General features: G+C 59.9%; 23 protein-coding genes. 19 read left to right on the top strand and 4 right to left on the bottom strand.

The window, feature by feature from the left end:
* Window positions 1-3 precede the first annotated feature (3 nt).
* Both KZ491_RS07690 and maiA read left to right on the top strand, forming a co-directional pair.
* The gene (locus tag KZ491_RS07690) at window positions 4-990 is read left to right on the top strand and encodes a fumarylacetoacetate hydrolase family protein (protein ID WP_222565230.1); all 987 of its coding nucleotides are present in this window, start codon (window positions 4-6) and stop codon (window positions 988-990) included.
* A 25-nt stretch (window positions 991-1,015) separates the two neighbouring features.
* Window positions 1,016-1,693, top strand: coding sequence for a maleylacetoacetate isomerase (gene maiA, locus KZ491_RS07685; RefSeq protein ID WP_222565229.1), 678 nt, complete (start codon window positions 1,016-1,018; stop codon window positions 1,691-1,693).
* Window positions 1,694-1,726: 33 nt separating this feature from the next.
* On the opposite strand, the gene KZ491_RS07680 is transcribed toward maiA, so the two are convergent.
* A complete protein-coding gene (locus KZ491_RS07680; RefSeq protein ID WP_222565228.1) occupies window positions 1,727-2,824 on the bottom strand; it encodes a PilT/PilU family type 4a pilus ATPase in 1,098 nt (365 codons plus the stop codon).
* A gap of 152 nt (window positions 2,825-2,976) precedes the next feature.
* Between KZ491_RS07680 and KZ491_RS07675 the strand changes: the two genes are divergently transcribed.
* The 16 genes from KZ491_RS07675 (at window position 2,977) to wecB (ending at window position 22,294) form a co-directional block, all read left to right on the top strand.
* Window positions 2,977-3,300 (top strand): DUF4398 domain-containing protein, encoded by a 324-nt coding sequence (locus KZ491_RS07675; protein ID WP_222565227.1) that lies wholly within the window; start codon window positions 2,977-2,979, stop codon window positions 3,298-3,300.
* Window positions 3,297-3,908 carry a hypothetical protein gene (locus KZ491_RS07670; RefSeq protein ID WP_222565226.1) on the top strand — a complete coding sequence of 204 codons (612 nt, stop codon included), beginning with the start codon at window positions 3,297-3,299 and terminating at the stop codon, window positions 3,906-3,908. The genes KZ491_RS07675 and KZ491_RS07670 overlap by 4 nt, the downstream gene beginning before the upstream one ends.
* A gap of 392 nt (window positions 3,909-4,300) precedes the next feature.
* Window positions 4,301-4,519 carry an HP1242/YdcH family protein gene (locus tag KZ491_RS07665; RefSeq protein WP_222565538.1) on the top strand — a complete coding sequence of 73 codons (219 nt, stop codon included), beginning with the start codon at window positions 4,301-4,303 and terminating at the stop codon, window positions 4,517-4,519.
* Between the two features lie 109 nt (window positions 4,520-4,628).
* Window positions 4,629-6,005 carry a pyridoxal-phosphate dependent enzyme gene (locus tag KZ491_RS07660; protein ID WP_222565225.1) on the top strand — a complete coding sequence of 459 codons (1,377 nt, stop codon included), beginning with the start codon at window positions 4,629-4,631 and terminating at the stop codon, window positions 6,003-6,005.
* A 151-nt stretch (window positions 6,006-6,156) separates the two neighbouring features.
* Window positions 6,157-7,338 (top strand): cystathionine gamma-synthase, encoded by a 1,182-nt coding sequence (locus KZ491_RS07655; protein ID WP_222565224.1) that lies wholly within the window; start codon window positions 6,157-6,159, stop codon window positions 7,336-7,338.
* A gap of 55 nt (window positions 7,339-7,393) precedes the next feature.
* Window positions 7,394-8,212: an ABC transporter permease gene (locus tag KZ491_RS07650; RefSeq protein WP_222565223.1), complete on the top strand. Its 819-nt coding sequence runs from the start codon at window positions 7,394-7,396 to the stop codon at window positions 8,210-8,212.
* Complete coding sequence (locus KZ491_RS07645; protein ID WP_246606619.1) at window positions 8,202-9,635, top strand: ABC transporter ATP-binding protein; 1,434 nt, start codon at window positions 8,202-8,204, stop codon at window positions 9,633-9,635. Before KZ491_RS07650 ends, KZ491_RS07645 begins: the two co-directional genes overlap by 11 nt.
* A gap of 266 nt (window positions 9,636-9,901) precedes the next feature.
* Window positions 9,902-11,530, top strand: coding sequence for a hypothetical protein (locus KZ491_RS07640; RefSeq protein ID WP_222565222.1), 1,629 nt, complete (start codon window positions 9,902-9,904; stop codon window positions 11,528-11,530).
* Window positions 11,531-11,549: 19 nt separating this feature from the next.
* Complete coding sequence (locus tag KZ491_RS07635) at window positions 11,550-13,868, top strand: glycosyltransferase family 2 protein (RefSeq protein ID WP_222565221.1); 2,319 nt, start codon at window positions 11,550-11,552, stop codon at window positions 13,866-13,868.
* Window positions 13,869-13,972: 104 nt separating this feature from the next.
* Window positions 13,973-14,416, top strand: a complete 444-nt coding sequence (locus tag KZ491_RS07630) for a hypothetical protein (protein WP_222565220.1) — start codon at window positions 13,973-13,975, stop codon at window positions 14,414-14,416.
* A gap of 43 nt (window positions 14,417-14,459) precedes the next feature.
* A complete protein-coding gene (locus KZ491_RS07625; protein ID WP_222565219.1) occupies window positions 14,460-17,117 on the top strand; it encodes a hypothetical protein in 2,658 nt (885 codons plus the stop codon).
* A gap of 16 nt (window positions 17,118-17,133) precedes the next feature.
* Window positions 17,134-18,327, top strand: coding sequence for a glycosyltransferase (locus KZ491_RS07620; RefSeq protein WP_222565218.1), 1,194 nt, complete (start codon window positions 17,134-17,136; stop codon window positions 18,325-18,327).
* Window positions 18,324-18,701, top strand: a complete 378-nt coding sequence (locus KZ491_RS07615) for a DMT family transporter (protein WP_222565217.1) — start codon at window positions 18,324-18,326, stop codon at window positions 18,699-18,701. The genes KZ491_RS07620 and KZ491_RS07615 overlap by 4 nt, the downstream gene beginning before the upstream one ends.
* Before the next feature lie 301 nt (window positions 18,702-19,002).
* Complete coding sequence (locus tag KZ491_RS07610) at window positions 19,003-20,037, top strand: polysaccharide biosynthesis protein (protein ID WP_222565216.1); 1,035 nt, start codon at window positions 19,003-19,005, stop codon at window positions 20,035-20,037.
* Between the two features lie 2 nt (window positions 20,038-20,039).
* Window positions 20,040-21,146 carry a UDP-2-acetamido-2,6-beta-L-arabino-hexul-4-ose reductase gene (wbjC, locus tag KZ491_RS07605; RefSeq protein ID WP_222565215.1) on the top strand — a complete coding sequence of 369 codons (1,107 nt, stop codon included), beginning with the start codon at window positions 20,040-20,042 and terminating at the stop codon, window positions 21,144-21,146.
* A gap of 11 nt (window positions 21,147-21,157) precedes the next feature.
* Entirely contained in the window at window positions 21,158-22,294 is a 1,137-nt protein-coding gene (gene wecB / locus KZ491_RS07600) for a non-hydrolyzing UDP-N-acetylglucosamine 2-epimerase (RefSeq protein ID WP_246606618.1), read from the top strand.
* A 305-nt stretch (window positions 22,295-22,599) separates the two neighbouring features.
* Here the strand turns inward: wecB and KZ491_RS07595 are convergent, their stop codons facing one another.
* The 3 genes from KZ491_RS07595 to KZ491_RS07585 are packed head-to-tail and all read right to left on the bottom strand — an operon-like array spanning window position 22,600 to window position 25,363.
* Window positions 22,600-23,670 carry a glycosyltransferase family 2 protein gene (locus tag KZ491_RS07595; protein WP_222565214.1) on the bottom strand — a complete coding sequence of 357 codons (1,071 nt, stop codon included), beginning with the start codon at window positions 23,668-23,670 and terminating at the stop codon, window positions 22,600-22,602.
* Window positions 23,670-24,611 carry an electron transfer flavoprotein subunit alpha/FixB family protein gene (locus KZ491_RS07590; protein ID WP_222565213.1) on the bottom strand — a complete coding sequence of 314 codons (942 nt, stop codon included), beginning with the start codon at window positions 24,609-24,611 and terminating at the stop codon, window positions 23,670-23,672. Before KZ491_RS07590 ends, KZ491_RS07595 begins: the two co-directional genes overlap by 1 nt.
* Complete coding sequence (locus tag KZ491_RS07585; protein ID WP_222565212.1) at window positions 24,611-25,363, bottom strand: electron transfer flavoprotein subunit beta/FixA family protein; 753 nt, start codon at window positions 25,361-25,363, stop codon at window positions 24,611-24,613. Before KZ491_RS07585 ends, KZ491_RS07590 begins: the two co-directional genes overlap by 1 nt.
* Window positions 25,364-25,521: 158 nt before the next feature.
* On the opposite strand from KZ491_RS07585, the gene KZ491_RS07580 reads away from it, so the two are divergent.
* Window positions 25,522-26,934 (top strand): mannose-1-phosphate guanylyltransferase/mannose-6-phosphate isomerase, encoded by a 1,413-nt coding sequence (locus KZ491_RS07580; protein ID WP_246606617.1) that lies wholly within the window; start codon window positions 25,522-25,524, stop codon window positions 26,932-26,934.
* The last annotated feature ends 1 nt before the right edge of the window (window position 26,935 follow it).

Raw genomic sequence — 26,935 nt, 5'->3', positions numbered from 1 at the left:
CCGATGAAGCTTGGTTCCCTCAAGGAAGGCGGCCGCGACGGCACGCTGGTCGTCGTTTCGCGCGACCTGACCCGCGCGGTTCGCGCCACGGGCATCGCCGACATCCTGCAGCGCGCGCTCGAGGACTGGAGCAACGCCGCTCCGCGACTGAATGCCTTGTACGAGTCGCTCAATGCCGGCAGCGCCGAGGGCGCGTTTGAACTGGACGTGGCCATACTTGCCGCGCCGCTCCCGCGCGCCTACGAGTTCGTCGATGGCAGCGCCTACCTGCCGCACGTGGAGCGCGTCCGCCGCGCCCGCGGTGCCGAGGTGCCGGAGAGCTTCTACACCGACCCGTTGATGTACCAGGCGGTCAGCGCCGGCTTCATGGGGCCGCGCGACCCGGTGCGCGTGAGCAGCGAGGAGTTCGGCATCGATCTAGAGGCCGAACTGGTGGTCATCACCGATGACGTGCCGATGGCTGTCTCTCCCGAATCCGCGGCCGGCCACATCCAGCTGGTCGGCCTGGTCAATGACGTGTCGTTGCGCAACCTGATTCCAGGCGAGCTGGCCAAGGGCTTCGGCTTCCTGCAGGCCAAGCCTCGCTCGGCGCTGAGCCCGGTGTTCGTGACCCCCGACGAGTTGGGCGATGCCTGGCGGGATACCAAGCTGCACCTGCCAATGCTTACCCACGTCAACGGCAAGTGGTTCGGTGCGCCCGAGGCGGGCGTCGACATGCAGTTCAACTTTGCCCAGCTGGTCGCACACGCGGCGCGCACCCGTCCGCTGTCGGCGGGTACGATCGTGGGCTCGGGGACCATCGCCAACGAGGACACCGCACTGGGCGCGTCCTGCTTTGCCGAGCTGCGTACGGTCGAGGCGCTGCGCGACGGCAAGCCGAGCACCCCGTTCATGTCCTTCGGCGATACGGTCCGCATCGAGATGCTCGACCGCGAGGGAGCCAGCATCTTTGGCGCCATCGAACAGCGCATCGAACGCCACAACGACTGACCGCGCGCTCGCCAGGGAGAGAGGCATGACCGAGCAGTTGACGCTGTACTCGTACTGGCGCTCCAGCGCGGCGTATCGCGTCAGGATCGGTCTCAACCTGAAAGGGCTGGCCTACAAGACGGTACCGGTGCACCTGGTCCGTGACGGCGGCCAACAGCACGCCGAAGCCTACCGCCAGCTCAACCCGCAGGAACTGGTGCCGGTGCTCATGCACGGGGACCGCGTCATGCGGCAGTCGGTGGCGATCCTGGAATACCTGGACGAGACCTGGCCCACGCCGCCGCTGCTGCCTGCGGCCAGCCGGGATCGGCAGCGCGCGCGGGCGATCGCCCAGACGCTCGCCTGCGACATCCATCCGCTCAACAACCTGCGGGTGCTGCAGTATTTCGAGCGCACATGGGGCGTTCCCCAGCCCGAGCGCGAGGAGTGGGTCAGGCACTGGGTAGCCGAGGGCTTCGCTGCAATCGAGACGATGCTCAATGACCATCCGTCCACCGGGATGTTCTGTGAAGGCGACGTCCCCGGCCTGGCCGATTGCTGCCTCATACCGCAGATGTACAACGCGCGCCGCTTCGCGGTGGACCTGACGCCTTACCCCACCTTGGTCAGGGTGGAGCAGGCCTGTCTGGCGCTGCCCGAATTCGACGCGGCACGGCCGGAGAACCAGCCTGACGCTCCTGCGCCGGAGACTGGCTCCGGCTGAGAATCCTGGCGGTCGCAGCGGCGCCAGCGCGCGTCAGAACACCGACGCGTACTGGTCGTGCTCGGCGTCGGCACCGTCGGACAGGCGGAACTTCAGTGCCAGTCCGTCGCGTGAGTCGGCCGCGCGCAACGCCTCGTCGATATCGATCTTGCCTTCCTTCTGCATCCGGAACAGGCACTGGTCGAAGGATTCGATGCCTTCCTCCAGCGACTCCTCCATCGCCTGCTTGATCTCGTGGATCTGGCCACGGCGGATCAGGTCGCGGATGTGCGGCGTGTTGATCAGTACCTCCGCGGCAGGCACGCGGCGGCCGTCCACGCCCACCACCAGGCGCTGGGATATCACCGCCTTCAGATTCAGCGACAGGTTCATCAGCACGTTCTTGTGCGCCGCCTCGGGGAAGAAGTTGAGGATGCGTTCGATGGTCTGGTCGGCGTTGTTGGAGTGCAGCGTGGCCAGGCACAGATGCCCCGTCTCGGCGAAGGCGATTGCCGCCTCCATCGTCGACTGGTCGAGGATCTCGCCAATCAGGATCACGTCCGGCGCTTCGCGCATCGCATTTTTCAGCGCGCTCTGGAAGGCATGGGTGTCCAGGCCGACCTCGCGCTGGTTGACCAGCGAGCGCTTGTGCCGGTGCAGGTACTCGATCGGATCCTCGATGGTGAGGATGTGCCCCGAGACGCTGCTGTTGCGGTGGTCGATCATCGAGGCCAGCGTCGTCGACTTGCCCGAGCCGGTGGAGCCGACGATCAGGACCAGCCCGCGCGGCTCCAGGATGATGTTCTTGAGCACCTGCGGCAGTTGCAGCTCCTCGATCGATGGGATCACGCTGCGGATCGCGCGGATCACCATGCCGACTTCACCGCGCTGCTTGAACACGTTGATGCGGAAGCGGCCGGCGTCGGGCAGCGAGTAGGCCATGTTGAGCTCCAGCTCGCGCTCGAACTGCGGCACCTGGCCATCACCCATCAGCGAATAGGCGATCTTCTTGACCATCCCCGGCGGCAGGCCGGTATTACCCAACGGATGCAGCCGGCCCTCGATCTTGATGTACACCGGCGCGCCGGTGCTCAAGAACATGTCCGACGCGTTCTTCTCCGTCATCAGCTTCAAAAAATAGCCGATGTCCATGCGCGCACTCCCCGTTGACCGGACGCCGTCATTGCAACCTTGACGCCGGATTGCCCACAATGGCCGGGCGATACACCTCCACCACGGCTCCCCATATGCATCCAAGCTTCGCACAATTCCGCAGTTTGCTCGCGTGCACAGTTCTCGCTTGTGTGCTCGGCGCATGCGCCACCCTGCCGCCGCCGACCAATGAGCTGGCAGATGCGCGTCAGGCCGTTTCCAGGGCCACTGATCTGGACGCTGACCAGTACGCCAGCGAGCAGCTTGCGTCGGCACGCGATGGCCTGAGTCGCGCCCAGGTGGCGATGTCGGAAGGTCGCAATGATGCGGCACGCTCGCTGGCCAACGCCGCCAGCGCCGACGCTGAGCTCGCGATCGCCCTGAGCGCCAATGCGAAGGCAGCGGCGGAGCTGGCCCAACGCCGCGATGAAGTGCGCGAGCTTCGCGAACGTTTCGAAGGAGCGAGCAGCCGATGAGACTCTCCACCGATATTCGTTGCCTTGCGATCGCGCTGATGCTGGCGGCCGCCGTGTCGCCGGCCCACGCACAGGGACGCTCCGATGCCGGCGCTGAGGCCCTGGGCCGCAAGCTGGTCGCACTGGATGCCAATCCTGACTACGCCAATGCCGCGTCCTTTGAGCGCCTGCAGGCACGCAACGCCGTTGATGCACTGGCCAACGCCCGCCAGAGTCAGTACGAGGCGGCGTATTACGTCGCCGACCGCCGGGTGCAGATCGCCGAGGCGGCGGCGGAGACAGCCGCGATGCAGCGGCAGATACGTGAGCTGGAACGGGAGCGCACCGAGTTGCTGCTGGAAGCCAGTCGCCGTGACGCCGCGGCCGCGCGTGCCGAAGCCGAGCGTCTGCGTATCGAGGCCCAAGTGCGCGCCGAGGAGGCGGAGCGTCTGCGCATGCAGACCCAGAGCGACGCCGACGCCATGGCCGACGTGGAGACCGCGCTCAAGGACGTCGCCGGGGCTCAGGCTGCCCGTCTGAAAGCCGCCCGCGCCCGCGAAGCCGAATTGGCCCGCCAGGAAGCCGAGCTGATGGGCGGCAAGCCTGACGAGAAGCCCAAGAAGAAGTAACCGCGCCCAGGCCGCTGGCCGATTTGTCAATAAATCGTTGGTTGTCAGCGGTTTAAGTCGGCATAGCGTGTGGGGACAAGGCTCTTGCCGGGGCTTCGCCTCGGACGCACCCTCGGCCCGGCCAACGCGTCTTGCCGGTGCCGGACGTGCGGAGTAGGGTCGAATCACCGGGCGATCGATTCCCGCCCGGCGATGAGCCGTAGATGATCCGCCACGTCGACCACCGCAATCCCGCCGATCTCCCAGGTTTCAGGTTTCCACAACGTCGTGGGAGCGTTCCCGGCGGCCTGGGTGCAACGCGCGACACTCCAGACGGCGAATCTCCTGATCCAATCCATGCACGCCCTGACCGCCCGGTCGGGGCGTTTGTCCATGTGCTGAAGGAGGCCTCAATGTTCGATGATCAATCCCAGCCCGAGATCGATGCCCTGATCGATTCCAACCGCGAGTTCAAGCGGCTGTACCAGCGTCACAAGAAGCTCGACAAGAAGGTGATGGACGCCGAGTTGGGTGTGCTGCCGATCGATACGACAACGCTGGCGCAGATGAAACGGGAAAAGCTCGCGGCCAAGGACCAGTTGGTCAGAATGTACGCTGCCCAGGCTACCTGAGCATGGTGCACTGCCGACGCCGGCTGCCGGTCTGCGGGCCGCCGGTGCCGGCATCCCTTAGAATCCCCGGGTCAGCCGCGACTGCCGGCGCCAGAAACCCGTTACCCGCATGCGAATTGCCAGCTCCGTACTCGATCTGATCGGCAACACGCCAATCGTGAAGGCGCAACACCTCGACACCGGTGTGTGCGAACTGTATTTCAAGCTGGAATCCCAGAACCCCGGTGGCTCCATCAAGGATCGCATCGGTCTGCAGATGATCGAGGCGGCCGAGGCACGCGGCGACATTGCGCCCGGCGACACGCTGGTCGAGGGCACGGCGGGCAACACCGGGCTGGGGCTGGCGCTGGTCGCCCAGCAGAAAGGCTACAAGCTCATCCTCGTGGTTCCCGACAAGATGAGCCGGGAGAAGATTTTCAACCTCAAGGCGATGGGCGCGCAGGTGGTACTGACGCGTTCGGACGTCGCCAAAGGCCACCCCGACTACTACCAGGACCTGGCGGCGCGGATTGCCAGCGAGACGCCCGGCGCGTACTTCATCAACCAGTTCGGCAATCCGGACAACCCCGCCGCGCACGAGCAGGTCACCGGTCCGGAGATCCTCGCCCAGATGGCTGAGGTCGGCGGGCTGGATGCGATCGTATTTGGCTGCGGCAGCTCCGGCACCATGACCGGTTTGTCGCGCTGCTTTGCAGAGAAATCCCCGCACACCGAACTGATCCTCGCGGATCCGGTCGGCTCGATCCTGACCGAATACATCAACGAGGGCACGCTGAGCGACAAGTCCGCCAGCTGGATGGTGGAAGGAATCGGCGAGGATTTCCTGCCATCGATTGCCGACTTCAGCCGCGTCAAGCAGGCCTATGCGATCAGCGACAAGGAAAGCTTCATGACCGCGCGCATGCTGCTGGAGAAGGAAGGCATTCTCGGCGGCTCCTCGACGGGCACCCTGCTGGCGGCGGCGCTTAAATACTGCGCCGCGCAGACGGTCCCCAAACGTGTGCTGGTGTTCGTCTGCGATACCGGTAACAAGTACCTGTCGAAGATGTACAACGACTACTGGATGCTCGACAACGGCTTTCTGGAAGCGGAACGCCACGGCGACCTGCGCGACCTGATCCTGCGCCCCTTCTCGCGCCGCGACACCGTCGTCATCGGCCCCGACGACCTGCTGGTCACCGCCTATCAGCGCATGAAGCTCTACGACGTCAGCCAGTTGCCGGTGATGCGCGGCGACGAGCTGGTCGGCATCATCGACGAGTCCGACCTGCTGCTGCATGTGTATGGCGATGAAGCCGGGTTCCGCGATCCCGTGTCCACGGCGATGGTGAGCAAGGTTGAGAAGATCGATTTGCACCAGCCGGTGGAGGCGCTGTTGCCCGTATTCGAGCGCGGCCACGTCGCGGTCATTGTGGACGGCGACCGCTTTTTGGGGCTGATCACACGGATTGACTTGCTGAACCATTTGCGCAGGCGGGTGGAGTAGACCCGAGCACCGCGGGACAAAGAGCCTTGCGACCCAGCGCCCCGGTGGTAAACCGATTTCCGGGTCGATGGATGCTCAAAGCGGTGAGGGGCCCTTCAGCCGTCGGTGATAAACTTGTCGGCTGATTCGTCGCGGTTTGGGAGCGCCCACAATGAGTAGTGACAATTCCAACAGGGCTGGGCGCAGGCAGGGCTTGGGAACTCTTGCGATCCATGCAGGGCAGTCACCGGACCCAAGCACCGGCGCGGTGATGACGCCGATCTACGCGACATCCACCTACGTGCAGTCCAGCCCGGGCGTGCATCAGGGTTTCGAGTACTCGCGCAGCCACAACCCGACGCGCTTCGCCTACGAGGGCTGCGTGGCCGCGCTGGAAAGCGGAACGCGCGGCTTTGCCTTTGCCTCCGGCTCTGCGGCGAGTTCGACGGTGCTGGAGCTGCTCGACAGCGGCAGCCACGTCATCGCGATGGATGACGTATATGGCGGGACCTACCGGTTGTTCGAGCGCGTCCGCCGCCGCAGCGCGGGCCTGGACTTCAGCTGGGTCGACCTGACCGATGCCGCCTCCTTCGAGGCCGCGATCCGGCCCGAGACCAAAATGGTGTGGATCGAGACGCCGACCAACCCTCTGCTGAAGCTGGTAGACATCGGTCGCATCGCCGAGATTGCGCATAAACACGGCCTGATCGTCGTGGTCGACAACACGTTCTCCTCGCCGATCCTGCAGCGACCACTGGAGTTGGGCGCCGACATCGTCGTTCACTCCGCCACCAAGTACCTCAATGGCCACTCCGACATCGTCGGCGGCATCGTTGTGGTTGGCGATAACGCCGAACTGGCCGAGCAGGTCGCGTTTCTGCAGAACGCCACCGGCGCCGTTCAGGGCCCGTTTGACAGCTTCCTGGCGCTGCGCGGCCTGAAGACACTGCATCTGCGGATGAAGGCGCATTGCGAGAACGCCCATCAGCTGGCGCAATGGCTGCAATGGCATACGGCGGTGGAGAAGGTTCTGTATCCGGGTTTGAAGTCGCATCCGCAGCACGAACTCGCAAACCTTCAGATGGACGGCTTCGGCGGCATGATCAGCATCTACCTGAAGGGCGGCGCCGAGGCGGCAAACCGCTTCTGCGAAAAGACCCAGCTGTTTGCGCTGGCTGAATCCCTGGGCGGTGTGGAAAGCCTGGTCAACCATCCGGCAATCATGACGCACGCGTCGGTGCCGGTAGAACGGCGCACGGCGCTGGGGATCACGGACAATCTCGTGCGGCTCAGCGTGGGCGTGGAGGATGTGGTGGACCTGCAATCTGACATCGAAAGCGCGTTGCGCGGTTGAGCCGTCGGGCATCCCGATTCCCGAGCGGTAAGAAGCGGGTCTGCAAGGAATAATCATGGGCAATCGTTTTTTAAGCGCGGCCAGCGCGCTCGGTGCGGTCACCAGGCATGGCTCGCTCACCTGGGAAATGACCAAGCGCGAGGTCTTGGGCCGCTACCGTGGCGCCAGCCTGGGCCTGATCTGGACCTTGCTCGGCCCGTTGATGATGGTGATCGTTTACAGCGTGGCGTTTGGCGAGATATTGCGCGCGAAGTGGCCGGTGATGGGCGGCGGGACCTCGAACTTCGCGCTGATCCTGTTCGCCGGACTGATTGTCCACGGCTTCTTTGCCGAATGCCTGATGCGGTCACCGATGCTGGTAGTCAGCAATCCCAACTACGTCAAGCGGATCATCTTCCCACTTGAGATATTGCCGTGGCCCATGCTGCTGTCGGCGTTGTTTCATTTCACGATGAATCTGGTGGTGTTCACCTTGGTGCATCTGGTGCTTGAGGGGCCGTTGCCCTCGACCATCGTGCTGGTGCCGCTGGTGATCTTGCCAATGCTGGTGTTGCTCTCCGGATTGGCCTGGTTCCTGGCTGCGCTGGGTGTTTATTTTCGCGATATCAACCAGATCACCGGGCCGATCGCGACGGCGATGCTGTTCCTGTCGTCGGCCATCATTCCGGTCAGCGCCTTGCCCGATACATACCAGAAGATATTCCATCTGAATCCGTTGACATTCATCATCGACGAAATGCGGAACGTGGCCCTGTGGGGCATCCTGCCCAATTGGTCGGGCCTGGCGTGGTATCTGTTCTTCAGCCTGGTTTTTGCCTACCTGGGCAGCCTGTGGTTCCAGTCGACGCGCCGGGGATTTGCCGATGTCCTGTGAGGCGAGGACTGATGGCGTCGCGGCAGATGGCGCGACGGTTGAAATGGCGGCCGACGAGGTGATCCGCCTCGATGCGGTGTCCAAGGTTTTCAGAATGTACGGAAAGCCGCACCAGCGCTTCATCCACGGCCTCCTGCGCGCCCGCGCGGATGGCTGGTACGGGCGTTTCCAGGCGCTTGACGGTATCAGCGTCGTCATCCGGCGCGGCGAGACCGTGGGCATAGTCGGTCGCAATGGTTCCGGAAAGTCGACATTGCTCCAGGTCATCTGCGGCATCCTGCAGCCCACCCAGGGGACCGTCAGCGTCAACGGGAGGGTCGCGGCGCTGCTGGAACTGGGCGCCGGATTCAACCCAGACTTCACCGGCCGGGAGAACATCTACCTGAATGCCGCGGTGCTCGGCCTGAACCGGCATGAAGTGGATGCGCGTTTCGACGCCATCGTGGCGTTCGCGGATATCGGGGATTTCATCGAGCAACCGGTGAAGACCTATTCCAGCGGCATGTACATCCGCCTCGCATTCGCGGTGGCGATCAATACCGACCCCCAGATACTGATCATTGACGAGGCGCTGTCGGTGGGCGACGAAGCGTTCCAGCGCAAGTGCTTCGCCCGCATAGAGGAATTGAAACGGTCCGGTTGCACCATTTTGTTTGTTTCCCATTCGGCGGGCAGCGTCGTCCAGTTGTGCGATCGCGCGATCCTGCTGGATGCCGGCGAACTGGTGTTTTCAGGCCAACCCAAGGCCACGGTCGCGCTGTATCAGAAGCTGCTGTACGCCTCGCCCGACAGGCGTAAACAGATGCGACGCCAATTTCGTTCGATGGGGGAGGAATCCCTCGTAGAGGATCCGCAGCAGGTCGGTGCCGCTGCGGAGCACCAAGCGGTAATCGCGGCGTATGACCAATCCGATGCAGAGCGATACGATCCGGGTCTGCGGTCGGAAAGTACGGTCGAGTATGAAAGCCGCGGCGCACGGATATCCGACCCGCATCTGGTCAACGCCGATGGCGAGAGAGTCAATGTGCTGGTTCCGGGGCGACCGTATCGCTACCGGTATCGTGTCAAGTTCGACAGCGATGCCCGGCTTGTTCATTTCGGCATGATGATCAAATCGGTCGCCGGGGTGGAGTTGTTCGGCATGGCCAGCCACGCGTTTGGTGATGCGATCGATTCCGTGCGGGCCGGCGACGTCTACTTGGTCGAGTTCAACTTCGACTCCAAGCTGCTCCCCGGCACCTATTTCATGAATGCCGGGGTGAACGGGTGCGCCCAGGGTGTCGATGGATCGTTCCTCCACCGCATGCTGGACGTGTTGATGTTCAAGGTGGAGCACCGGGCCAACGACCGGGTGAAAGTAGGGTTCTATGATCTTGCGAGTGAGCCGGCGAGCTCGTTCAGAATAATAGGTACCAACGAATGAGCACAAAAGAGACGGCAGGACTGGACAGATCGCAGGCACCTACGGACGCTGATCTTCCCGCGCCGACACCGACGGCAGCGGAAGGCGATGCGGGCGCGGTCGCGGGAGGGCGGGCCGGGCGCGACCTTCTGTTGGTGCTTGGCATGCACCGCAGCGGGACGTCCGCGCTCACCGGTGTGCTGGGAAAGCTCGGCGTGACACTGGGCGAGGAGCTGCTGCCGCCGACCTCCGACAACCCCAAGGGATATTTCGAAAATGCGCGGGTGGTGGCCGCGCAGGAAACGTTGTTCGCGGCGTTCCATCGTCCCTGGCACGACCCGCGTCCGTTGCCGCCGAACTGGAGGGAAAGTGCGGCCGCCGACGAGGCGCGCGTGGCGCTGGTACCGCTCCTGCGTGACATGTTTGCCGATGCCGATGCCGATGCTGATGCCGCTGTGGCGGCTGTGAAGGATCCGCGCAGCAGCCGGGTGGTGCCCTTGTGGCTGGACGTCGCGGCGCAAGCAGGAGCCCGCCCGAGCGCGTTGCTGATGGTCCGGCATCCCAACGAAGTAGCCGGCTCGCTGCACAAGCGCGACGGATTGTCACGGTCACGCGCGCATCTGCTGTGGATGACCTACCTGCTGGAGGCCGAGCGCGCCAGCCGCGAGCTGCCGCGGGCGTTCGTGTCGTATGAGGCGTTGCTGGCGGACTGGCGGATCGAGATGGATCGCATGAGGAAGCGTCTAGGTGTCGCCCTTCTCGCGACAACGGCAGTTGCGGAGGAGATCGACGGGTTCCTCGATGTGTCCCTACGCAATAATCAAGCGGAACGGGGTGGAAAGCCGGTGTCTCCATTCGAGCCCCTGGCTCTGGAGCTGTACGGCCTGGCTCTGCATTGCGCGGCCGATCCTGCCGGGAATCGGGCGGACGAGGGGTTCGACGCGATCACGGCGAAGCTCGCACGAGTGGCGGCCGGCTACCTGGACGCGCCCCTCCGGCTGGAGGATGAATTGCAGCGCCAGGCGTTGGACCAGTCCCGGGTAGACATGTCGCTGCAGATCGCGGCATTGCGTGAACTGTGGCGTCCGGCGTTGCCAGCCCGGATGCCCGGTGCATGCCGCCTGTATTACAGGGAGACGTCGACGCCTTTTAACGAGTCCCGGTCGTTGTTTGCCGATCCGGTACTGATGGAAGACGGCCAGCATGTGGTGTTCGAGCTTCCCGAGGGTGCGAAGGTCGAGCACCTGCGAATCGATCCCGATGATGCGCCGGGCGCGTTCGCGATCTGGTCGTTGAGCATCGGAGGCAAGGTCGTGGAAGACCTCGCCGACCGGGTCAACGCCATGAATGAGTTCGCCTTGCCCGTAACGTCTCACCGGGGCGGAATCCGGTTTGCCGCCCTTGGCGAGGACCCCCATTTCGAGTTGGACGTCCGCGGTCTGGAATGGAGCCATACCGATGGCCCGTCGCAGGTCGAAGTCCGTTTCCGCGCTGAAACGGTGTTGTCGGAAATCGCCGGATACCTCAAGGATTCCGGTCAGGAGATCGAGCACGCTCAACGGGATCTGGGAGAGCGGCAGCGCCGTTTGACCGAATGCGTCGAATTGCTCGAGCAGCGTCTGTCGAAGTTCGGCGAGTCCGCCATCGGTATCTCGAACGACGTCAGCTTGATGGAGGCAGCCACGCGGTCGTTTCATGTCGCTCTGGGTGAGGAGATACAGAACCGGCGGACAGAACATGATCGCCTTCAGGCGTCACTTGCACACGCCCGCGAGGAGCTTCAGGCCACCCACGCACAGAACGAGGCGGTGATCGCGGAACTCGAGTCTATGCGAGAACAACAAGGCGTTCTGTTGAGTTGGGCCCAACGACGGTCTTTAGGCTACTGGTGGCGGCGACTGCGGGGCCGCCATTGAACATTAAAAGGAGGAGTGGATGAGCGCGTCATACAGGCTGGGTCTGATCCCGCTGGCAAATATTCTGCGGGAAGATCACGGTCCGGACGGCGACTTCTGGCTTTCCCGCAACGAAGACCCGCAGTTCCTGTTGGGTGACCGTCAGCTGGCGCTCAAAGGCGGCTGGTATCTTTTCGAAGCGGATTTCGAGAAGGTCGAAGGACTGCTGATGTCCCCCTGCCTATATCCGGACTACGGTGTGGGCATCGCGGAGTCCGGACGGGTGCTGCTGCCGGAACCCGATGAAAACGGTCGCATCCGCGCCGTTATCCTCCTGAAGCATCCGGTCACCCAGCTGCGTTTTGATCCCAGTACCAAGACGGCACGCTTTCGCCTGCCCTACGTGCGGCTGCGTCGTCTGAGTCGCATCGAAGCACTGGCGCGGATGGTGATCGGCGTTGCCGGCCCTGAGCGGGATTGGCAGCGCTCACGCGATGTGCTGCTGCCTTTCGCGCGGGCTGCCTGCACTGGAAGGCTACGCCAGGGCGGTCAGGATGCCTACGCTCGCTACATGCAATTGATCCAACCCGCCGCAGACGATTACGTGGCCTGGGTACGAAATTACGACACCCTCAGCACAGTGGATGTCGAGCTCCTGCATGAGAAAGTCGCCGAGCTGACGCACCAGCCGCTCGTATCGATCCTTGTTCCGGTGTACGAACCCAAGGAGCGCTGGCTGCGGAAATGCCTTGACAGTGTCTTGGCGCAGGTCTATCCGAACTGGGAGCTGTGCATCGCCGATGATGCATCACCATCGCGGCACGTACGTCGGGTGCTGGACGAATATGCGCAGCGCGATCCACGCATACGCGTTCACATCCGCGAACACAACGGGCATATCTCGGAGGCGACCAATTCGGCCCTGGATTTTGCGGAGGGTGAATACATTGCGCTGCTGGATCACGACGATGAGCTGCGTCCGCACTCTCTGCTGGAAATGGTCAAGGCTATCAACATCAGTCCGCAATGGCGTTTGGTTTATTCCGACGAAGACAAGATCGACGGCAAAGGCGTGCGGTTTTCACCGTACTTCAAGCCCGATTGGAATTACGAGTTGTTCCTGTCCCAGAACTGCATCAGCCACCTGGGGATATACGAGACTGCACTGGTGCGTGAGGTGGGCGGCTTCAGGAAGGGTTTCGAGGGCGCGCAGGACTGGGATCTTGCGTTGCGATGCGTGGAGAAGCTACGGCCTGACGAGATCGGCCATGTGCCCAAGGTCCTTTATCACTGGCGCGCCATCGCAGGTTCGACCGCGCTGGGGGTCCAGCAGAAGGATTACGCCGGCAGCGCTGGCTGGCGTGCGGTTGAGGAACATTTGAAGCGCACCGGGCAGCGCGCGCGCATCGAGATCAACCACTCCGGGCACCTGAATGTATATCGCGAGCTTCCATCGCCCCCCAGGGTCAGCCTGATCATCCCGACGCGGGACAAGGTCGAACTGCTGCGCATGTGCGTGCAGAGCATCCTCGACAAAACCAATTACCCGGATTACGAAATAATCATCGTCGATAATCAGTCGCAGGAGGCTGCGACATTCGATTACTTCCGAGAGTTGGGGTCCGAGTCACGAGTACGCGTACTGCACTACGATGCGCCTTTCAATTATTCCAAGATCAACAACTACGCCGCTAAACGCGCCACTGGCTCGGTCATCGGGCTGGTGAACAACGACATCGAGGTGATCACGCCAGACTGGATGACGATCATGGTCAGCCAGGCCATCCGCCCGGAGATCGGAGCCGTTGGCGCGATGTTGTACTACCCCAACGACACCATCCAGCACGCCGGCGTGGTGCTGGGCATGGGCAGTGTTGCAGGCCACGCCTATACGGGGTTGCCGGCCGGTACCAATGGCCAGTGCGGGCGGGCTTTGCTCGCCCAAGAGATGTCTGCGGTCACCGCCGCGTGCCTGTTGGTACGCAAAGAGGTGTTCGATGAGGTAGGTGGGCTGGATGAGACATTGACTATTGCGTTCAATGATGTCGATTTCTGCGTCAAGGTACTGGCGGCCGGTTATCGCAACCTGTGGACGCCCTATGCCACGCTGTACCATCACGAATCCGCATCTCGGGGTTATGAGGATACCCCCGAGAAAATCGCTCGGTTCAACGGCGAGATCAAAATTATGCTGTCACGCTGGGGAGACTCCCTGTTGGCCGACCCCTGCTACAACCCCAACCTGACCGTGGCCGGGGTCCCGTTCGATCTTGCATTTCCGCCGAGAAAATATCTGGCGGGCTTTTCCACTCTCTTGGCCCTGCGAGCTGAGGGAATTACGAAGGAGATATCGCAATGAGGCCAGGCTCAACCGCCGGATTGTGCGCCCTGCTGGTAGCGGGTGTGCTGAGCGGATGCGGAACAAGTGAGGTCGCAACCCCGGCGGGCGAATCCGCGGCATCCATGATCGCGGGCCCGCTGGATGGCAGCGGGAGTATTGAGCCGGTCCCGGTCGAGGACTTTGTCGCGACGGAACCCGCGATGACAGGTGGATCCTGTGCCCTTGACGCCGTGAACGGTGGAGACGCGAGGTTGACCTCAGTGAAGGCCGGAACGGAAGTGTGGTTTTCCGGTTGGGTGGCGGATGACGACAAGCAGGTGCCGGCAGACGCGTTGTTCGTTTTTCGAGGCGAAGGAAGGTCGTATTCGATTCCGGTTCTCGCCGGCGTGGCCCGTCCCGACGTTGCCAAGGCATTGTCCAGCGAGGCGCTCGCCACCTCCGGTTACAACCTTCTTGCCCGAGTCGACATGATTCCCGGGAGCTATGCGTTGGTCATCATTTCGGGCACATCGACAGCGGCGCAGAAGGAGTGTGATCTCGATGCGCGAATGCTGGTTGTCGAGTGACGATTTCACGGCTAACCCCAGCACGTCCAACCACTAGAATCGTATGAGCAAGAAAACCGCCCTGCTGAAAGCTGAAGTGTTGCTCCTCGCAACGCTCGTTTTTTGCATGTGCGCACTAGCTTATTGGCTCACTCCGTCCCCGCTGACGGTCGTATTGGAGATGGCGACATCTACTTCGCGAGATGGCCAAGTGTTCTACGCATCGGGGGCAGGCTACAGCGAAGCCAAATCGATTAAATTTGAGATAAGCCCTGACGGGGACTATCATCGCTATTCATTCGAACTGCCAACGAAAGAAGTCGTAACGTCGGTAAGAATTGATCCCGGTTCGAAAGTTGGATTGGTCAAGATTAGCAGCTTAAGCATCGAGCAGGGCACGCTCCGTAAGACCGTATCTGGCCATGAACTGTCGCGCTGGATACGGCCGATAAATCAGCTGGAGCCGTTGTACGGGGGCGACATGCTGGCGTTCGAATCCAAAGGAACAGATCCCCACTTTGATTTTGATGTGCCGATCTCTGTCGAGATCGATTTGGCGTGGGTTGCTGGCTTGGCAATCCTCGGCCTCTTGGCATTGGCGATATGCGCACGTCTCGCTTGGCGACATGGCCGGCGATTGACGGTTGGCATAGGTGCGTATTTATCTCGGAACCCTGCGTGGCTCGCTCCAATCATCGTTGTAGCGATATGGTGGGGCTATTCGTTATTGGGGGTTGGCTGTCAGGGCGGCGGTTGTGTGAGCGGCCGGGGGTTGAAGTACGGCGCCAGACTCGTATTTGCAATCTGTTCGTTTGCGGCTGTCGGCGCCGCTGTCTCGAGCCGATTTCGGATTGGTTACGCGCACACACCGTCTCTTTTCCTGTGGATAGCACTCGGTCAAACGGTTTCTGTTGCCTATGTATATATAAGATCGATGATCGCAGGCATTTTTCCATACCTCGGAATGAGTCGAGCAGAGATGTATGTTGTCGTGCTCGCTTGTTTGTACTACGTGCTGTGCAGAACGGATATCTTTCACCGTGTGTGGAGAACGTCTCATTCGCGAAACTGGATGATTCTCCAGGTTGCGATTATTGTCGCTATTGCGATGTGGGTTGCGGACCGAGAACTGCCGAGGGCAGTTATGCTGTCCAGCGATCCCGATATCCATTCATTTTTTGCCAAGCAAGTGGAGCGACTGGGAGCCATTCCGCGAGAAACCTCCGGATGGGGTAGCAGTGCATTCGGCTACCCGGCTGGCACTGCGGCTATTACATATCTGTGGTCCCTCTTGTCGTTTCTCGACGTAAGGAACGCGTTGGCGGCGCTGCCTTTGATTCAGACGCTACTTGCAGCATTGTTGTTGGGCGAGGCGGCGAGCCGCTGCTTGAGGAATCCGATAGCAAAGATGTTGAGTGCCCTGACTGCCCTTGGCGTAACCTCTGCCGGGTTCCTTTTCCCGCTCTACCAGCAATACAGTCACATGGAGGGGTTGGGTCGTCAGATAAGCGTCATCTGGTTTGCCCTTTTCGCAGTGCTCCTGTTGTCACGGGCGCGACTTGGGGATTCGAAAAAACCCGCAAAATTCACGTTGCTTTCGCTGTGTATCTTTGTGTTGGCAGTTCTTAATCCGGTAAACATTGTGGTGCCATGCATACTTCTGTTCGGATATCTGGTCGTTGACTTTTCGAGAGTCCGGCGGATCTCCCCGTTATGGCTTGTACCTCCAGTCGCAGTAGTCATGCTCATGCTTGATCCTTATTACAGCGCATTCATCGGTGGTGGAAGCGTTGCGAGCGGAAAGGTGCAGCTCATTGGGGACATGAATACTCTGAGCCCTGCGGAAATGTTACGTGCGTTAGCCCCAAAACTAGTTCAATGGAAGTCCTTCGTTCTTGACGGAATTAAGCTCTATTCGGGACAGCCGGTGCCAGTTTTTTTGATCCTTGCTTCTACGCCGATTGCCGTTTTGGCCGCTTTTCGTGGGCCGGGCAAAGTCTGGCCCGTCTGGCTCATGGGAAGCGTCGTTGTTACGGCAGTTTGGATCGCTAGTGGGGTGTTTAGTACTCTTCTATCTGATGCTCGGTTCTATCTGCTATCGCCATATTTTGAGTTCAGCCTGTCACAGCATAAGGCATTGTTGTTGACGTACCTGCTCTCGGTCTGCATTTCAGCGTTGTCGAAAGAAGGAAGTTCCAATATAAAGGTTGCAGGGATCGGCACTATGTTTATAGTGATGGTGGCTTCCCTCGTTCATCCAGTGCAACAACACCGCGTTCAACCGGGATTTTCATACTGCGGTTCAATGGGGTGCGCAGATCAGTCAGATATGGATGTATTGGCTGCGTTCGATGAGTATTTAGAAAAAAATAATGGTCCGGATAAAAATGACGATAGAATGTTGCTGCCAAATTCCGTTCTGCGACTGGGAGGCGAGCGGTGGGTCTTTCCTGTAGGTGGGGCAAGAATCGCCCCCCACTTAATTGGAATGCCCCTTGCGTTCTACTATTACTACGGTGATGACGACTACAGCACAGTGAACTACGAGGAGCATGTGTGCAAGATCTTCGATCGCCAATGGCTTCACGAGGAGGGTGTTAGGTATTTGTTCTTGCCGGCGGAAAGAGCTAGTGCCTGCATTTCCGGAATGGAGGATCTCATATCATCCGAACGGGTGGTTGCGTCTTCAGGAAATAGCTACATTCTGGAGTTAAAACGATGACCAAGGGGGCGTCATAATGAAGATTCTTTGGATTCATGAGGTGCCATACTTGGAAAAGCCTGTATACGAATATCAGGACTTCCCTGAGCGCTTGGCAGGACGTGGCTATGAGGTGGAAGTCATTGACTTCAATGAGGCGTCGCGGACATCTGCGGGAAGCTCGCAAGTCAGCAGGACCGGCGAGGGGTCGGTCACGCTGACCAGGATTGCGCATGGCAACATGCCCGGTTACAAATTCATCGAGGCGCGCATACGTTTCCGGAAAATGCTCGTCGACCGCCTGCGCCGCGGGAATATCGATGTCGTGTTTGTATACTCGGTATTCATCAATGGCACCCAGGCGGTCCGCTTGGGACGGAAATTTGGAGTGCCCGTGGTATACCGGGTGCTGGATGCCTATCATCGGCTCAGGCCGGGACTGGCGATACAAACAATCCTTCGCCTCGGAGAGCGCTTCATCTATCGTCACGCTGACAAAGTGCTGGTGACCAATGAAGAGATGAGTTCGTATGCTTCGCGGATTGCGGGATCCGACATTTCATCACGAACAGTCGTAGTGGATCACGGCGTGGATAGTGTCCACTTTGCTCCACGCCCCCCCGATGCGGCGCTGCGAGAGCTGTATGGGCTGTCCGACCAAGACACCATTGCGCTGTTTCTGGGTACCACCTATTCCTTCAGCGGATTGGTCAGTCTGGTTCGCAGGATGCCGGTCGCACTGGAAGAAATGCCCTCGCTCAAATTGTTGATCGTCGGCGGCGGTGATCAGGACATGGAGTTGGCCTCGCTGGTAGAGGAGCTCGAACTCCAGGGACGAGTGGTGTTGACCGGAATGGTTTCCTATCAAGATGTACCGCGCTACTTGTCTCTCGCAGTACTCGCACTCAATCCCTTCGAGATAAACAGCATCACCAAGGACATTATTCCGATCAAGATTTTGCAGTACCAGGCGGCCGGATTGCCGGTGCTTTCAACACCACTCCCTGATCTGGTGCGGAAACATTCTTCTCTTTCTGGGGTCGAGTACAGTGTCTCGGATGACCCGGATACCTTCATGTCAAAAATGATGGAAATGCTCATCGATCCCACGCAACTGGGAGTTATTGGGAAACGTGGGCAAGCGTTCGTTAACGAAAAATTTTCCGTCGAACATGCTGTCGATTGCATTGAGGCGACTTTCAAACATGTCCGGAATGGTGCTGACCGATGATTCGCGAGATATTGATGATCTCCTTTGTGACTTTGTCCACGATGGCAAGTCAGTTGCTCATCAAGAATGGAGTCAACACCATTGCCCAGCGTATGCCGGATCTGAAGGGCGCACAATGGCTGGTGGCGGCAGTCCTGTCGCCCAGTATCATCGCAGCCATTGCGATCCAGGGGGTCGGATTTTTGGTATGGGTGGTCGTGGTGAGTCGGATGAAGCTGGGAATCGCGTTTGCGATTTCGGGAGGACTGTTCTATTTCCTCATTGCGCTGTCGAGCTGGTGGCTTTACGGAGAAAAGCTCGGCGGAGCGCAATGGGCCGGCATTTTCATGATCACTGCCGGAGTGTTATTGATGACCCTGACTGCCAAAGCATAGGGATAAATGCACGATGTTCCGGGATGGATTGAAGTTCGCGAATAAAGCGGATTCTTGCGTTTAAATATGGCAAATCAGTCGATCCTATTTCCAATATCAAATGCCGGTTTTTTGCCCGACATTTTTGCTCCTGTTTCGGGATTTTTAGGTCCTAGTTCTGAGCAAAATACGCTAGGCGTGTCTTGACGAGTATCAGGAATTCCAGTTCTCCATGGCGCTGAGTCGAGGGGATACCCGCTGCCATTCTGGACGGATTGCAAGATATTTGTGTTGACCAGTGAAGTTGAAACGGAGCCGATACATGTTTAAGAAGAAAACACTACTGATCACCGGTGGGACCGGGTCGTTCGGAAATGCCGTGCTCCGGCGTTTTCTGGAGACCGATATCAATGAGGTCCGTATATTCAGTCGCGATGAGAAGAAGCAGGATGACATGCGTAAGCTCTACGCCAATCCGAAGCTCAAATTTCATATTGGCGACGTACGTGATCCGCAGTCTGTCCTTACCGTAATGCGCGGCGTTGACTACGTCTTTCATGCGGCAGCGCTGAAGCAAGTGCCTTCTTGTGAATTCCATCCAATGGAGGCAGTGAAGACCAACGTAATCGGTACCGAGCATGTTGTCGAGGCGGCCATCCAGTGCGGCGTGCGCAAGGTCATCTGCCTCAGCACCGACAAGGCGGTTTATCCGATTAACGCGATGGGGATCTCTAAGGCGATGATGGAAAAGGTGTTCGTGGCAAAGTCACGCAGCGCCGACCCCGAGCGCACAACCATCTGCGGGACTCGCTATGGCAACGTCATGGCATCACGAGGTTCGGTGATCCCTCTCTTTGTAGAGCAGATCCTCGCCGGCAAGCCGTTGACCATCACCGACCCCGCGATGACGCGTTTCATGATGACGTTGGATGATGCTGTCGACTTGGTGCAGTATGCCTTCGAGCACGGACATAGCGGCGACATATTTGTGCAGAAGGCGCCGGCAGCGACGCTGGAGGTCCTAGCGCACGCGCTGTTTGATCTCCTTGATAGACCCCGACATCAGATCGATGTCATCGGAACCCGACATGGCGAGAAACTTCACGAAACGTTACTCAGCCGGGAGGAGCGCGCCCATGCGCAGGATCTGGAGGGCTACTTCCGCATTCCTCCCGATCTTCGAGACCTCAACTATGGCAAATATGTAGAGCAAGGTGAGCCCGGTATCACCCGTAGCGACGATTACAATTCGCACAACACGGAGCAACTTGATGTGGAAGGAATGAAGCAATTGCTGCTGAAACTTCAGTTCATTCGCGACCTCATTGCCGGCCGCACGCCACGCCTAGAGGGTTGATCATGAAGATACTGATCACCGGTGCTGACGGATTCATCGGGAAAAATCTTCGTGTCGCCCTCTCCGAGCACTCGGACATGGAAGTGCTGGCGGTGACACGCGCCACCAGCAAAGCGGAGTTCGCTGAAGCCATCGGGGAAGCAGACGCGGTGATTCATCTTGCGGGTGTCAACCGTCCCGGTGATCCCGCAGAATTTGCGATCTGCAACACCGGGCTAAGTGCGTGGCTGTGTGATGTCCTTTGCGACGCCGGGCGAGCGGTGCCGATCGCCTTTGCATCATCCACCCAGGCCGAGCGCGACACGCCCTATGGGACCAGCAAGCGCGCTGCCGAAGAGCTCCTGCTCCGCTACGGTAGAGAGGCGGGTGCTCCAGTGGCCATCTATCGTCTACCGAATGTGTTTGGCAAATGGTGCCGACCAAATTACAACTCTGTGGTAGCAACCTTCTGTCACAACATTGCACGTGGTTTTCCGATTCGGATCGACGATCCAGCAGCTCCTATGGCGTTGGTGTACATCGACGACGTGGTGGCCGAATTAGTCCGGTTCCTGTCTACTCCCCCGGACAATTCAGGGTTTTCCGAGGTGTCCCCCGTTTATAATAGTACTGTCGGCGAACTCGCCCGGCAGATCGAGGCCTTTGTGGAGGCTCGGCAATCGCTCACCACTGAGCGGGTCGGTTCCGGCTTGGTACGCGCCCTATACGCGACGTACGTCAGTTATCTCCCTACCGCCGCCTTCAGTTACAGTATTCCGCAGTACGCGGATCAACGCGGGGTCTTCGTGGAAATGTTGAAAACGAAGGACTCCGGGCAGGTGTCGTTTTTTACCGCCCATCCCGGCATAACCCGTGGTGGTCACTATCATCACTCCAAGACTGAAAAGTTCTTAGTAATAAAGGGAAAAGCTCGCTTCAGGTTCCGTCATGTCCTCAGCAACGAAGCGTATCAGGTGGAAACGGAAGGCGCGGAACCGGTAATTGTGGAGACCATACCGGGATGGGCGCATGACATCACCAACATCGGTGACGAAGACATGATCGTAATGTTGTGGGCCAACGAGGTTTTCGACCGCGCCCGTCCCGACACTATCGCCAGTCCAGTATGAAGCAAGTATCCATGAGCATTAGGAAGTTGAAAGTTGCGACGGTAGTCGGCACTCGTCCCGAAATAATCCGATTGTCTCAAGTGTTGGCAAAGCTCGACCAGCACTGCGAGCACGTTTTGATCCACACTGGGCAGAACTACGATTACGAGCTCAATGGGATTTTTTTTGAGGATATGGGAATACGTAAACCGGACTATTTTCTGCAGGCAGCTGGTTGTACGGGTGCAGAAACTATCGGCAAGGTGATCATCGCGGTCGACCAGGTACTGGGTGAGATTTGCCCCGATGCGCTTCTGGTTTTGGGTGACACTAACAGTTGTTTATCGGTAATTCCGGCCAAGCGTCGCAAGATCCCCACTTTCCACATGGAGGCAGGCAATCGTTGCTTCGACATGCGAGTGCCCGAGGAGATCAATCGGCGAATCGTCGACCATACAGCCGACGTCAACCTCACATATAGTGATATTGCCCGGGAATATCTTCTCGCAGAGGGACTGCCTGCCGATCGTGTCATCAAGACTGGGAGTCCGATGTACGAGGTATTGACGCATTACTCCGACCGCATTGACCGTTCTGACGTGGTCGAACGGCTCGGGCTATATGAGGGCAAATATTTTGTAATCAGCGCACACCGAGAGGAAAATATTGAGTCCGAGGTGAATTTTGCGGGGCTGATCGAGGTGGTTAATTCCCTTGCGCGTCATTACGGGTTGCCGGTTATCATCTCTACTCACCCGCGCACGCGCAAGCGTATCGATATGACAGGCGCTCAGCTGCATCCCCTTGTGCGCTTACTAAAGCCCTTAGGCTTCAGCGATTACGTTAGATTGCAGAGTGCGGCCAAGGTAACGTTATCCGACAGCGGGACAATTACTGAAGAAGCTTCCATTCTAAATTTCCGCGCATTGAACTTGCGCGAAGCGCATGAACGCCCTGAAGGCATGGAGGAGGCCGCAGTGATGATGGTTGGTTTGAATCCCGAGAGGGTGCTACAGGCAATGGCCGTGCTGGAGTCTGAGCCTGCAGGGGACGAACGACTGCTCCGTCGCGTGGCCGACTACAGCATGCCCAACGTGTCGGACAAAGTGGTACGCATCTTGCACAGTTATACCGATTACGTAAACAGGGTGGTCTGGAAGAAGTATTGAGCGCTGGCACAATGTCGAGGGGATCGTCCCCGTGATAGGGTGGCCACTACCTCAGTAGGCTGGTGAGGTGCCGGGGTCGTGTCGGCCGCGCAACCGGCACCGTGCTCGCCGTATGGATAGTAGCGCAACAGCATCTATTACACGTTAAGGCACAGCGCGAGACGACCCATCTTCGATTGCGTTGTTTTAGCATATTTTTTGAAAAAAAGTCGTCAGATATCGGAGACCCGCTGAGTAGAACCTGTCTTCCCTATTCATGTGTGCCCCGGTCCAGAGGGTAGGCTGTTCCGACCATTCGCCGCCGTCTAGGAGTGCTGATTTTCTCTCAGGACGTCTGGCCTATCTTTTTGTGGGTCAAAAAGCAACGGGTGAATAGGAGTTTTTGGTACCGACTGCATGTCTGAAGCGAGGAATCCGAGGAGTAACTGTATTCCAACAAGCACCGGAAGGGCAGCCAACATTACTGTGCCTGGCGGCGTCGCGACGCCGCTGCTGGAGGAGTCGTGCCAGCCGATAAGCCCATAAATGGACCCGAATGCGAGTAGGCAGGCGCCCGTCACCAATTGCATTGAAGCTGCAGACAGATCCCTTAGGAAGTAGTTGTATAGAATCCGTTTGGAGAAATTCCGTAAATGGCCTCGAAGGAATTCAGCGAAGACTTTGGAAATTCGGAGATTGCTTACTTCATCGGCATACCGCGCGGCCATCGGGATATCGACCACGACCGCGCGCAGGGTATTCAGTCGGAAAAGTATGTCCGATTCAAAAAAATAGCGATTGCTTATGCGCTCTAGGGGCAGGTTCGCAGCCACTCTTGCGTGTAGTGCCGTATAGCCGTTGGTTGGGTCGAATATATCCCAGTATCCGGTCGAAAATTTCGACATGAAAGAAAGGACTGCATTTCCAAATAGCCGCGCGGCAGGCATCGCACTTACCTGACGAAGGTCATAAAATCGGTTCCCTTTTGTATAATCAGCCAGGTTGTGGGTGATGGGATGGATGAAGCGAGAAATCAATTCGGGTGCCATTTGCCCATCGCCGTCGATCTTGATCAGGATGTCAGCTCCGCTGCTCATGGCTGCTCGGTAGCCGGCCATCACGGCGCCGCCCACCCCAAGATTTCGCTCGTTTCTTAACACGGCAACACGAGCGTCGGAACAGTGGGCTTCGACGAAGTCGCCGGAGCCGTCCGGACAGCAATCATCGACAACAATGATGTGATGGCACTCAGCACCAATGCGGGCGATCACATCAAGGATATGTGCGGTGACTCGATAGCTGGGGATGATCACCGCCACGATTGGTGAGGCGAGAGACACTGGGGGCGCCGCTCCAGTACCGGTCACTTTGGCGACAAGAGCCGGATCGGAAAGCATCAGCTTAGCGCCGCTTCCAATTCCGGCAAAATCGTGAACAAATCACCCACCAGCCCGATATCAGCAACCTCGAAGATCGGCGCGTCGCCGTCCTTGTTGATTGCCACGATCGTCCCGGCGTCCTTGATGCCGGTCAGGTGCTGGATCGCGCCGGAGATACCGATGGCAACATACAGCTCCGGCGAGATGATCTTGCCGGTCTGGCCGACCTGCATCTCGTTGGGGCAGTAACCCGCGTCCACCGCCGCGCGCGAGGCGCCGACCGCGGCACCGAGCTTGTCGGCGAAGTCGTAGACGATCTTGAAGTTCTCTTTCGAGCCGACGCCGCGTCCGCCCGACACCACGCGCTTGGCGCTCTGGAGGTCAGGCCGGTCGGAGCTGGCACCGGCCAGGCCGATGAAGCGGGTGTGCTGCGGCAGCGAGGCTTCCACCGACACCGCTTCCACCGGCGCGTCGCCGCCCTGTGCGGCTTCCGACCAGGAGGCGGTGCGGATGGTCGCCACCACGGTGTGGGCGGCAGGCGCCTCCACGGTGATGATTGCGTTGCCGGCGTAGATCGGCCGTTTGAAGACGTGGCTGGATTCGACTTCCATCACGTCCGACACCTGGGCAACGCCCAGCAGCGCCGCCACGCACGGCATCAGATCCTTGCCGAAGGTGGTGGAGGGACCAAACACGTGGCTGTAGCCATCGGCCAGCTTGGCGATCTGCGGGGCCAGGGTCTGCGCGATGGGTTGCGCGTTGGCGGCGTTGGCCACCGTCAGCACACGGCTGACCCCAGCGATCTTGGCCGCCTGTTTGGCGATCTCGTCCGGCGATGCTGCCAGGACCACGATATCGATGACCTCGGGTGACAGCGCTTGTGCGGCAGTTACGCATTTGGCGGTCGCGGCATTGAGCGCGCCGTCGTGATGCTCCGCGATGATCAGTACCTTGCTCATTACAGCAACCCCTTTGACTTGAGTGCGGCGACCAGTTCGGCCGCGTCCTTGACCATGACTCCCTTGCTGCGCTTGGCGGGCGGCGCGTAATGGGTAGTCTTGAGCAGGTTGCCCGACTCGATACCCAGCTCGGCAAACGGGATGGTCTCCAGCGGCTTGCTCTTGGCCTTCATGATGTCAGGCAGCTTGATGAAGCGCGGCTCGTTCAGGCGCAGGTCGGTGGTCACCACGGCGGGCAGATCCACTTCCAGGGTCTCCAAGCCGGTATCCACCTCGCGGGTCACCGTGGCCTTGCCATCGGCGATCTCCAGCTTGGAGGCGAACGTGGCCTGTGGACGGTTCCAGATCGTGGCCAGCATCTGCCCGGTCTGGTTGGCGTCATCGTCGATCGCCTGCTTGCCCAGGATCACCAGGTCAGGCTGCTCCTTCTCGATCAGTTTCAGAAACGTGCGCGCGGCGGTCAGCGGCTGGATTTCCTGTCCGTCCTCGATCACCACGTGGAGCGCGCGATTGGCGCCCATCGCCAGCCCGTTGCGCAGGTGCGCCTGCGCGTTGGCGGGTGCGATGGTGGCGACCACGACCTCGGTGGCAATGCCCTTGTCGCGCAGGCGGAGTGCCTCTTCCAGCGCGATTTCGTCGAACGGATTGGCCGACAGCTTCACGCCGTCGGTCACCACGCCGGAACCGTCCGGCTTCACTTGGACGCGGACGTTGTAGTCCACGACGCGCTTGTAACCAACCAGGATTTTCATCGTTGTGGGGGGTCCTTGATGAGTCTGCTTTACGTCTGCGGCCGCGTCCGGGACAGCGTGGATCGGTGGCCGAAAGAACGCCCATTCTATCTGAGCCGGCCCTGCATCGCAGCGTGTCGCGGGCTATTCTGTCGGGCACGGAATTTCAAGGAATCGGCATGCTTCATCCGGTCGTTCTCAGCGGTGGCAGTGGTACCCGTTTGTGGCCATTGTCGCGGCAGAACCAGCCCAAGCAGTTCCTGACCCTGATCGGGGAGCGCTCGCTCTATCAGGAGACGATCCTGCGGGCCAGCCGTCTGCCCGGTGCGCAGCTGCCGATCACGATCTGCAGCGAATTGCACCGCTTCATGGTGGGCGAGCAGCTGCAGGCGATCGCAATGGGGAACGGCGGTATCGTCTTGGAGCCGCTGGCACGCAATACCGCGCCGGCGATCGCGCTGGCGGCGATGCAGGCGTTGCGCACCGATCCCGGCGCTACCCTGCTGGTCATGCCCGCCGATCACCTGATCGAGGATGAGGCGGCGTTCCGCGAGGCCGTTGCACGCGCGCTTTCGTTGGCGCAAGAGGACTGGCTGGTCGCTTTTGGCATTACCCCCGACTATGCGGAAACCGGTTACGGCTACATCCGCCAAGGCGAGGCGTTGGGCGCTGACGGCTATCGCATCGACCGGTTTGTGGAAAAGCCCGACCTGGAAACCGCGCAGCAGTATCTGGACGCCGGTGGCTACGCTTGGAACTCGGGAATGTTCCTGTTCAGTGCCCACGGGTATCTGGACGAGCTCGCGCGGCATGCACCGGAGATCGTCGATGCGGTCGAGCGCGCCTGGACGAAGGCCTCCAGCGATCTGGATTTCATCCGGATCGACGAGCAGGCTTTCGCGGCCAGTCCCAGCGACTCCATCGACTACGCGGTCATGGAGAAAACCGACCGCGCTGCCGTTGTGCCGGTGAGCTGCGGCTGGAGTGACATCGGCTCATGGTCGTCGTTGTGGTCGGTAGCCGAACACGACGCCGACGGCAACCGTCAGGAAGGCGACGTGATTTCGGTGGACACCACCGGCAGCCTGGTCAGGGCGTCGGAGCGCCGGCTCATTGCGACGATTGGCGTGGAAGACCTGATCATCATCGATACACCGGACGCGACGCTGGTGGCGCGCAAGGACCGGGTTCAGGACGTGAAACTCGTGGTCGAGCAGCTCAAGGCGGCCGGTCGCAGCGAACACCTGTTCCATCGCAAGGTGTATCGGCCGTGGGGTAGCTACGACTCCATCGGCGTGGGCGAGCGTTTCCAGGTCAAGCGGATCGTGGTCAAGCCCGGTGCGGCGCTGAGCCTGCAGAAGCACCAGCACAGGGCGGAGCACTGGGTGGTGGTGTCGGGCACCGCGGAAGTGACATGCGATGAGCGCGTTTTCGACCTGCATGAGAACGAGAGCACGTTTATTCCGCTGGGCAGCGTCCACCGGCTGCGCAATCGCGGCGCCGAGCCGGTGGAGTTGATCGAGGTCCAGTCCGGCGGTTACCTCGGCGAGGACGACATCGTCCGCCTTGAGGACGTGTACGGGCGGTCCTGAA

Source organism: Novilysobacter antarcticus (genome assembly GCF_019802285.1).
In the GTDB taxonomy this organism is placed as follows: domain Bacteria; phylum Pseudomonadota; class Gammaproteobacteria; order Xanthomonadales; family Xanthomonadaceae; genus Novilysobacter; species Novilysobacter antarcticus.
Note: the sequence above shows the minus strand (reverse complement) of the source record. Positions and strands in the feature narration are given on the sequence as shown.

Excerpts from the sequence above, each read along its gene's own strand:
- maiA (WP_222565229.1), top strand. The coding sequence starts at position 1,016 with ATGACCGAGCAGTTGACGCTGTACTCGTACTGGCGCTCCAGCGCGGCG.
- KZ491_RS07620 (WP_222565218.1), top strand. The coding sequence starts at position 17,134 with ATGAAGATTCTTTGGATTCATGAGGTGCCATACTTGGAAAAGCCTGTA.
- KZ491_RS07595 (WP_222565214.1), bottom strand. The coding sequence starts at position 23,670 with ATGCTTTCCGATCCGGCTCTTGTCGCCAAAGTGACCGGTACTGGAGCG.
- KZ491_RS07580 (WP_246606617.1), top strand. The coding sequence starts at position 25,522 with ATGCTTCATCCGGTCGTTCTCAGCGGTGGCAGTGGTACCCGTTTGTGG.
- KZ491_RS07690 (WP_222565230.1), top strand. The coding sequence starts at position 4 with ATGAAGCTTGGTTCCCTCAAGGAAGGCGGCCGCGACGGCACGCTGGTC.
- KZ491_RS07635 (WP_222565221.1), top strand. The coding sequence starts at position 11,550 with ATGAGCGCGTCATACAGGCTGGGTCTGATCCCGCTGGCAAATATTCTG.
- wbjC (WP_222565215.1), top strand. The coding sequence starts at position 20,040 with ATGAAGATACTGATCACCGGTGCTGACGGATTCATCGGGAAAAATCTT.
- KZ491_RS07610 (WP_222565216.1), top strand. The coding sequence starts at position 19,003 with ATGTTTAAGAAGAAAACACTACTGATCACCGGTGGGACCGGGTCGTTC.
- KZ491_RS07660 (WP_222565225.1), top strand. The coding sequence starts at position 4,629 with ATGCGAATTGCCAGCTCCGTACTCGATCTGATCGGCAACACGCCAATC.
- KZ491_RS07645 (WP_246606619.1), top strand. The coding sequence starts at position 8,202 with ATGTCCTGTGAGGCGAGGACTGATGGCGTCGCGGCAGATGGCGCGACG.
- KZ491_RS07615 (WP_222565217.1), top strand. The coding sequence starts at position 18,324 with ATGATTCGCGAGATATTGATGATCTCCTTTGTGACTTTGTCCACGATG.
- KZ491_RS07655 (WP_222565224.1), top strand. The coding sequence starts at position 6,157 with ATGAGTAGTGACAATTCCAACAGGGCTGGGCGCAGGCAGGGCTTGGGA.
- KZ491_RS07680 (WP_222565228.1), bottom strand. The coding sequence starts at position 2,824 with ATGGACATCGGCTATTTTTTGAAGCTGATGACGGAGAAGAACGCGTCG.
- wecB (WP_246606618.1), top strand. The coding sequence starts at position 21,158 with ATGAGCATTAGGAAGTTGAAAGTTGCGACGGTAGTCGGCACTCGTCCC.
- KZ491_RS07590 (WP_222565213.1), bottom strand. The coding sequence starts at position 24,611 with ATGAGCAAGGTACTGATCATCGCGGAGCATCACGACGGCGCGCTCAAT.
- KZ491_RS07665 (WP_222565538.1), top strand. The coding sequence starts at position 4,301 with ATGTTCGATGATCAATCCCAGCCCGAGATCGATGCCCTGATCGATTCC.
- KZ491_RS07650 (WP_222565223.1), top strand. The coding sequence starts at position 7,394 with ATGGGCAATCGTTTTTTAAGCGCGGCCAGCGCGCTCGGTGCGGTCACC.
- KZ491_RS07630 (WP_222565220.1), top strand. The coding sequence starts at position 13,973 with ATGATCGCGGGCCCGCTGGATGGCAGCGGGAGTATTGAGCCGGTCCCG.
- KZ491_RS07670 (WP_222565226.1), top strand. The coding sequence starts at position 3,297 with ATGAGACTCTCCACCGATATTCGTTGCCTTGCGATCGCGCTGATGCTG.
- KZ491_RS07585 (WP_222565212.1), bottom strand. The coding sequence starts at position 25,363 with ATGAAAATCCTGGTTGGTTACAAGCGCGTCGTGGACTACAACGTCCGC.
- KZ491_RS07625 (WP_222565219.1), top strand. The coding sequence starts at position 14,460 with ATGAGCAAGAAAACCGCCCTGCTGAAAGCTGAAGTGTTGCTCCTCGCA.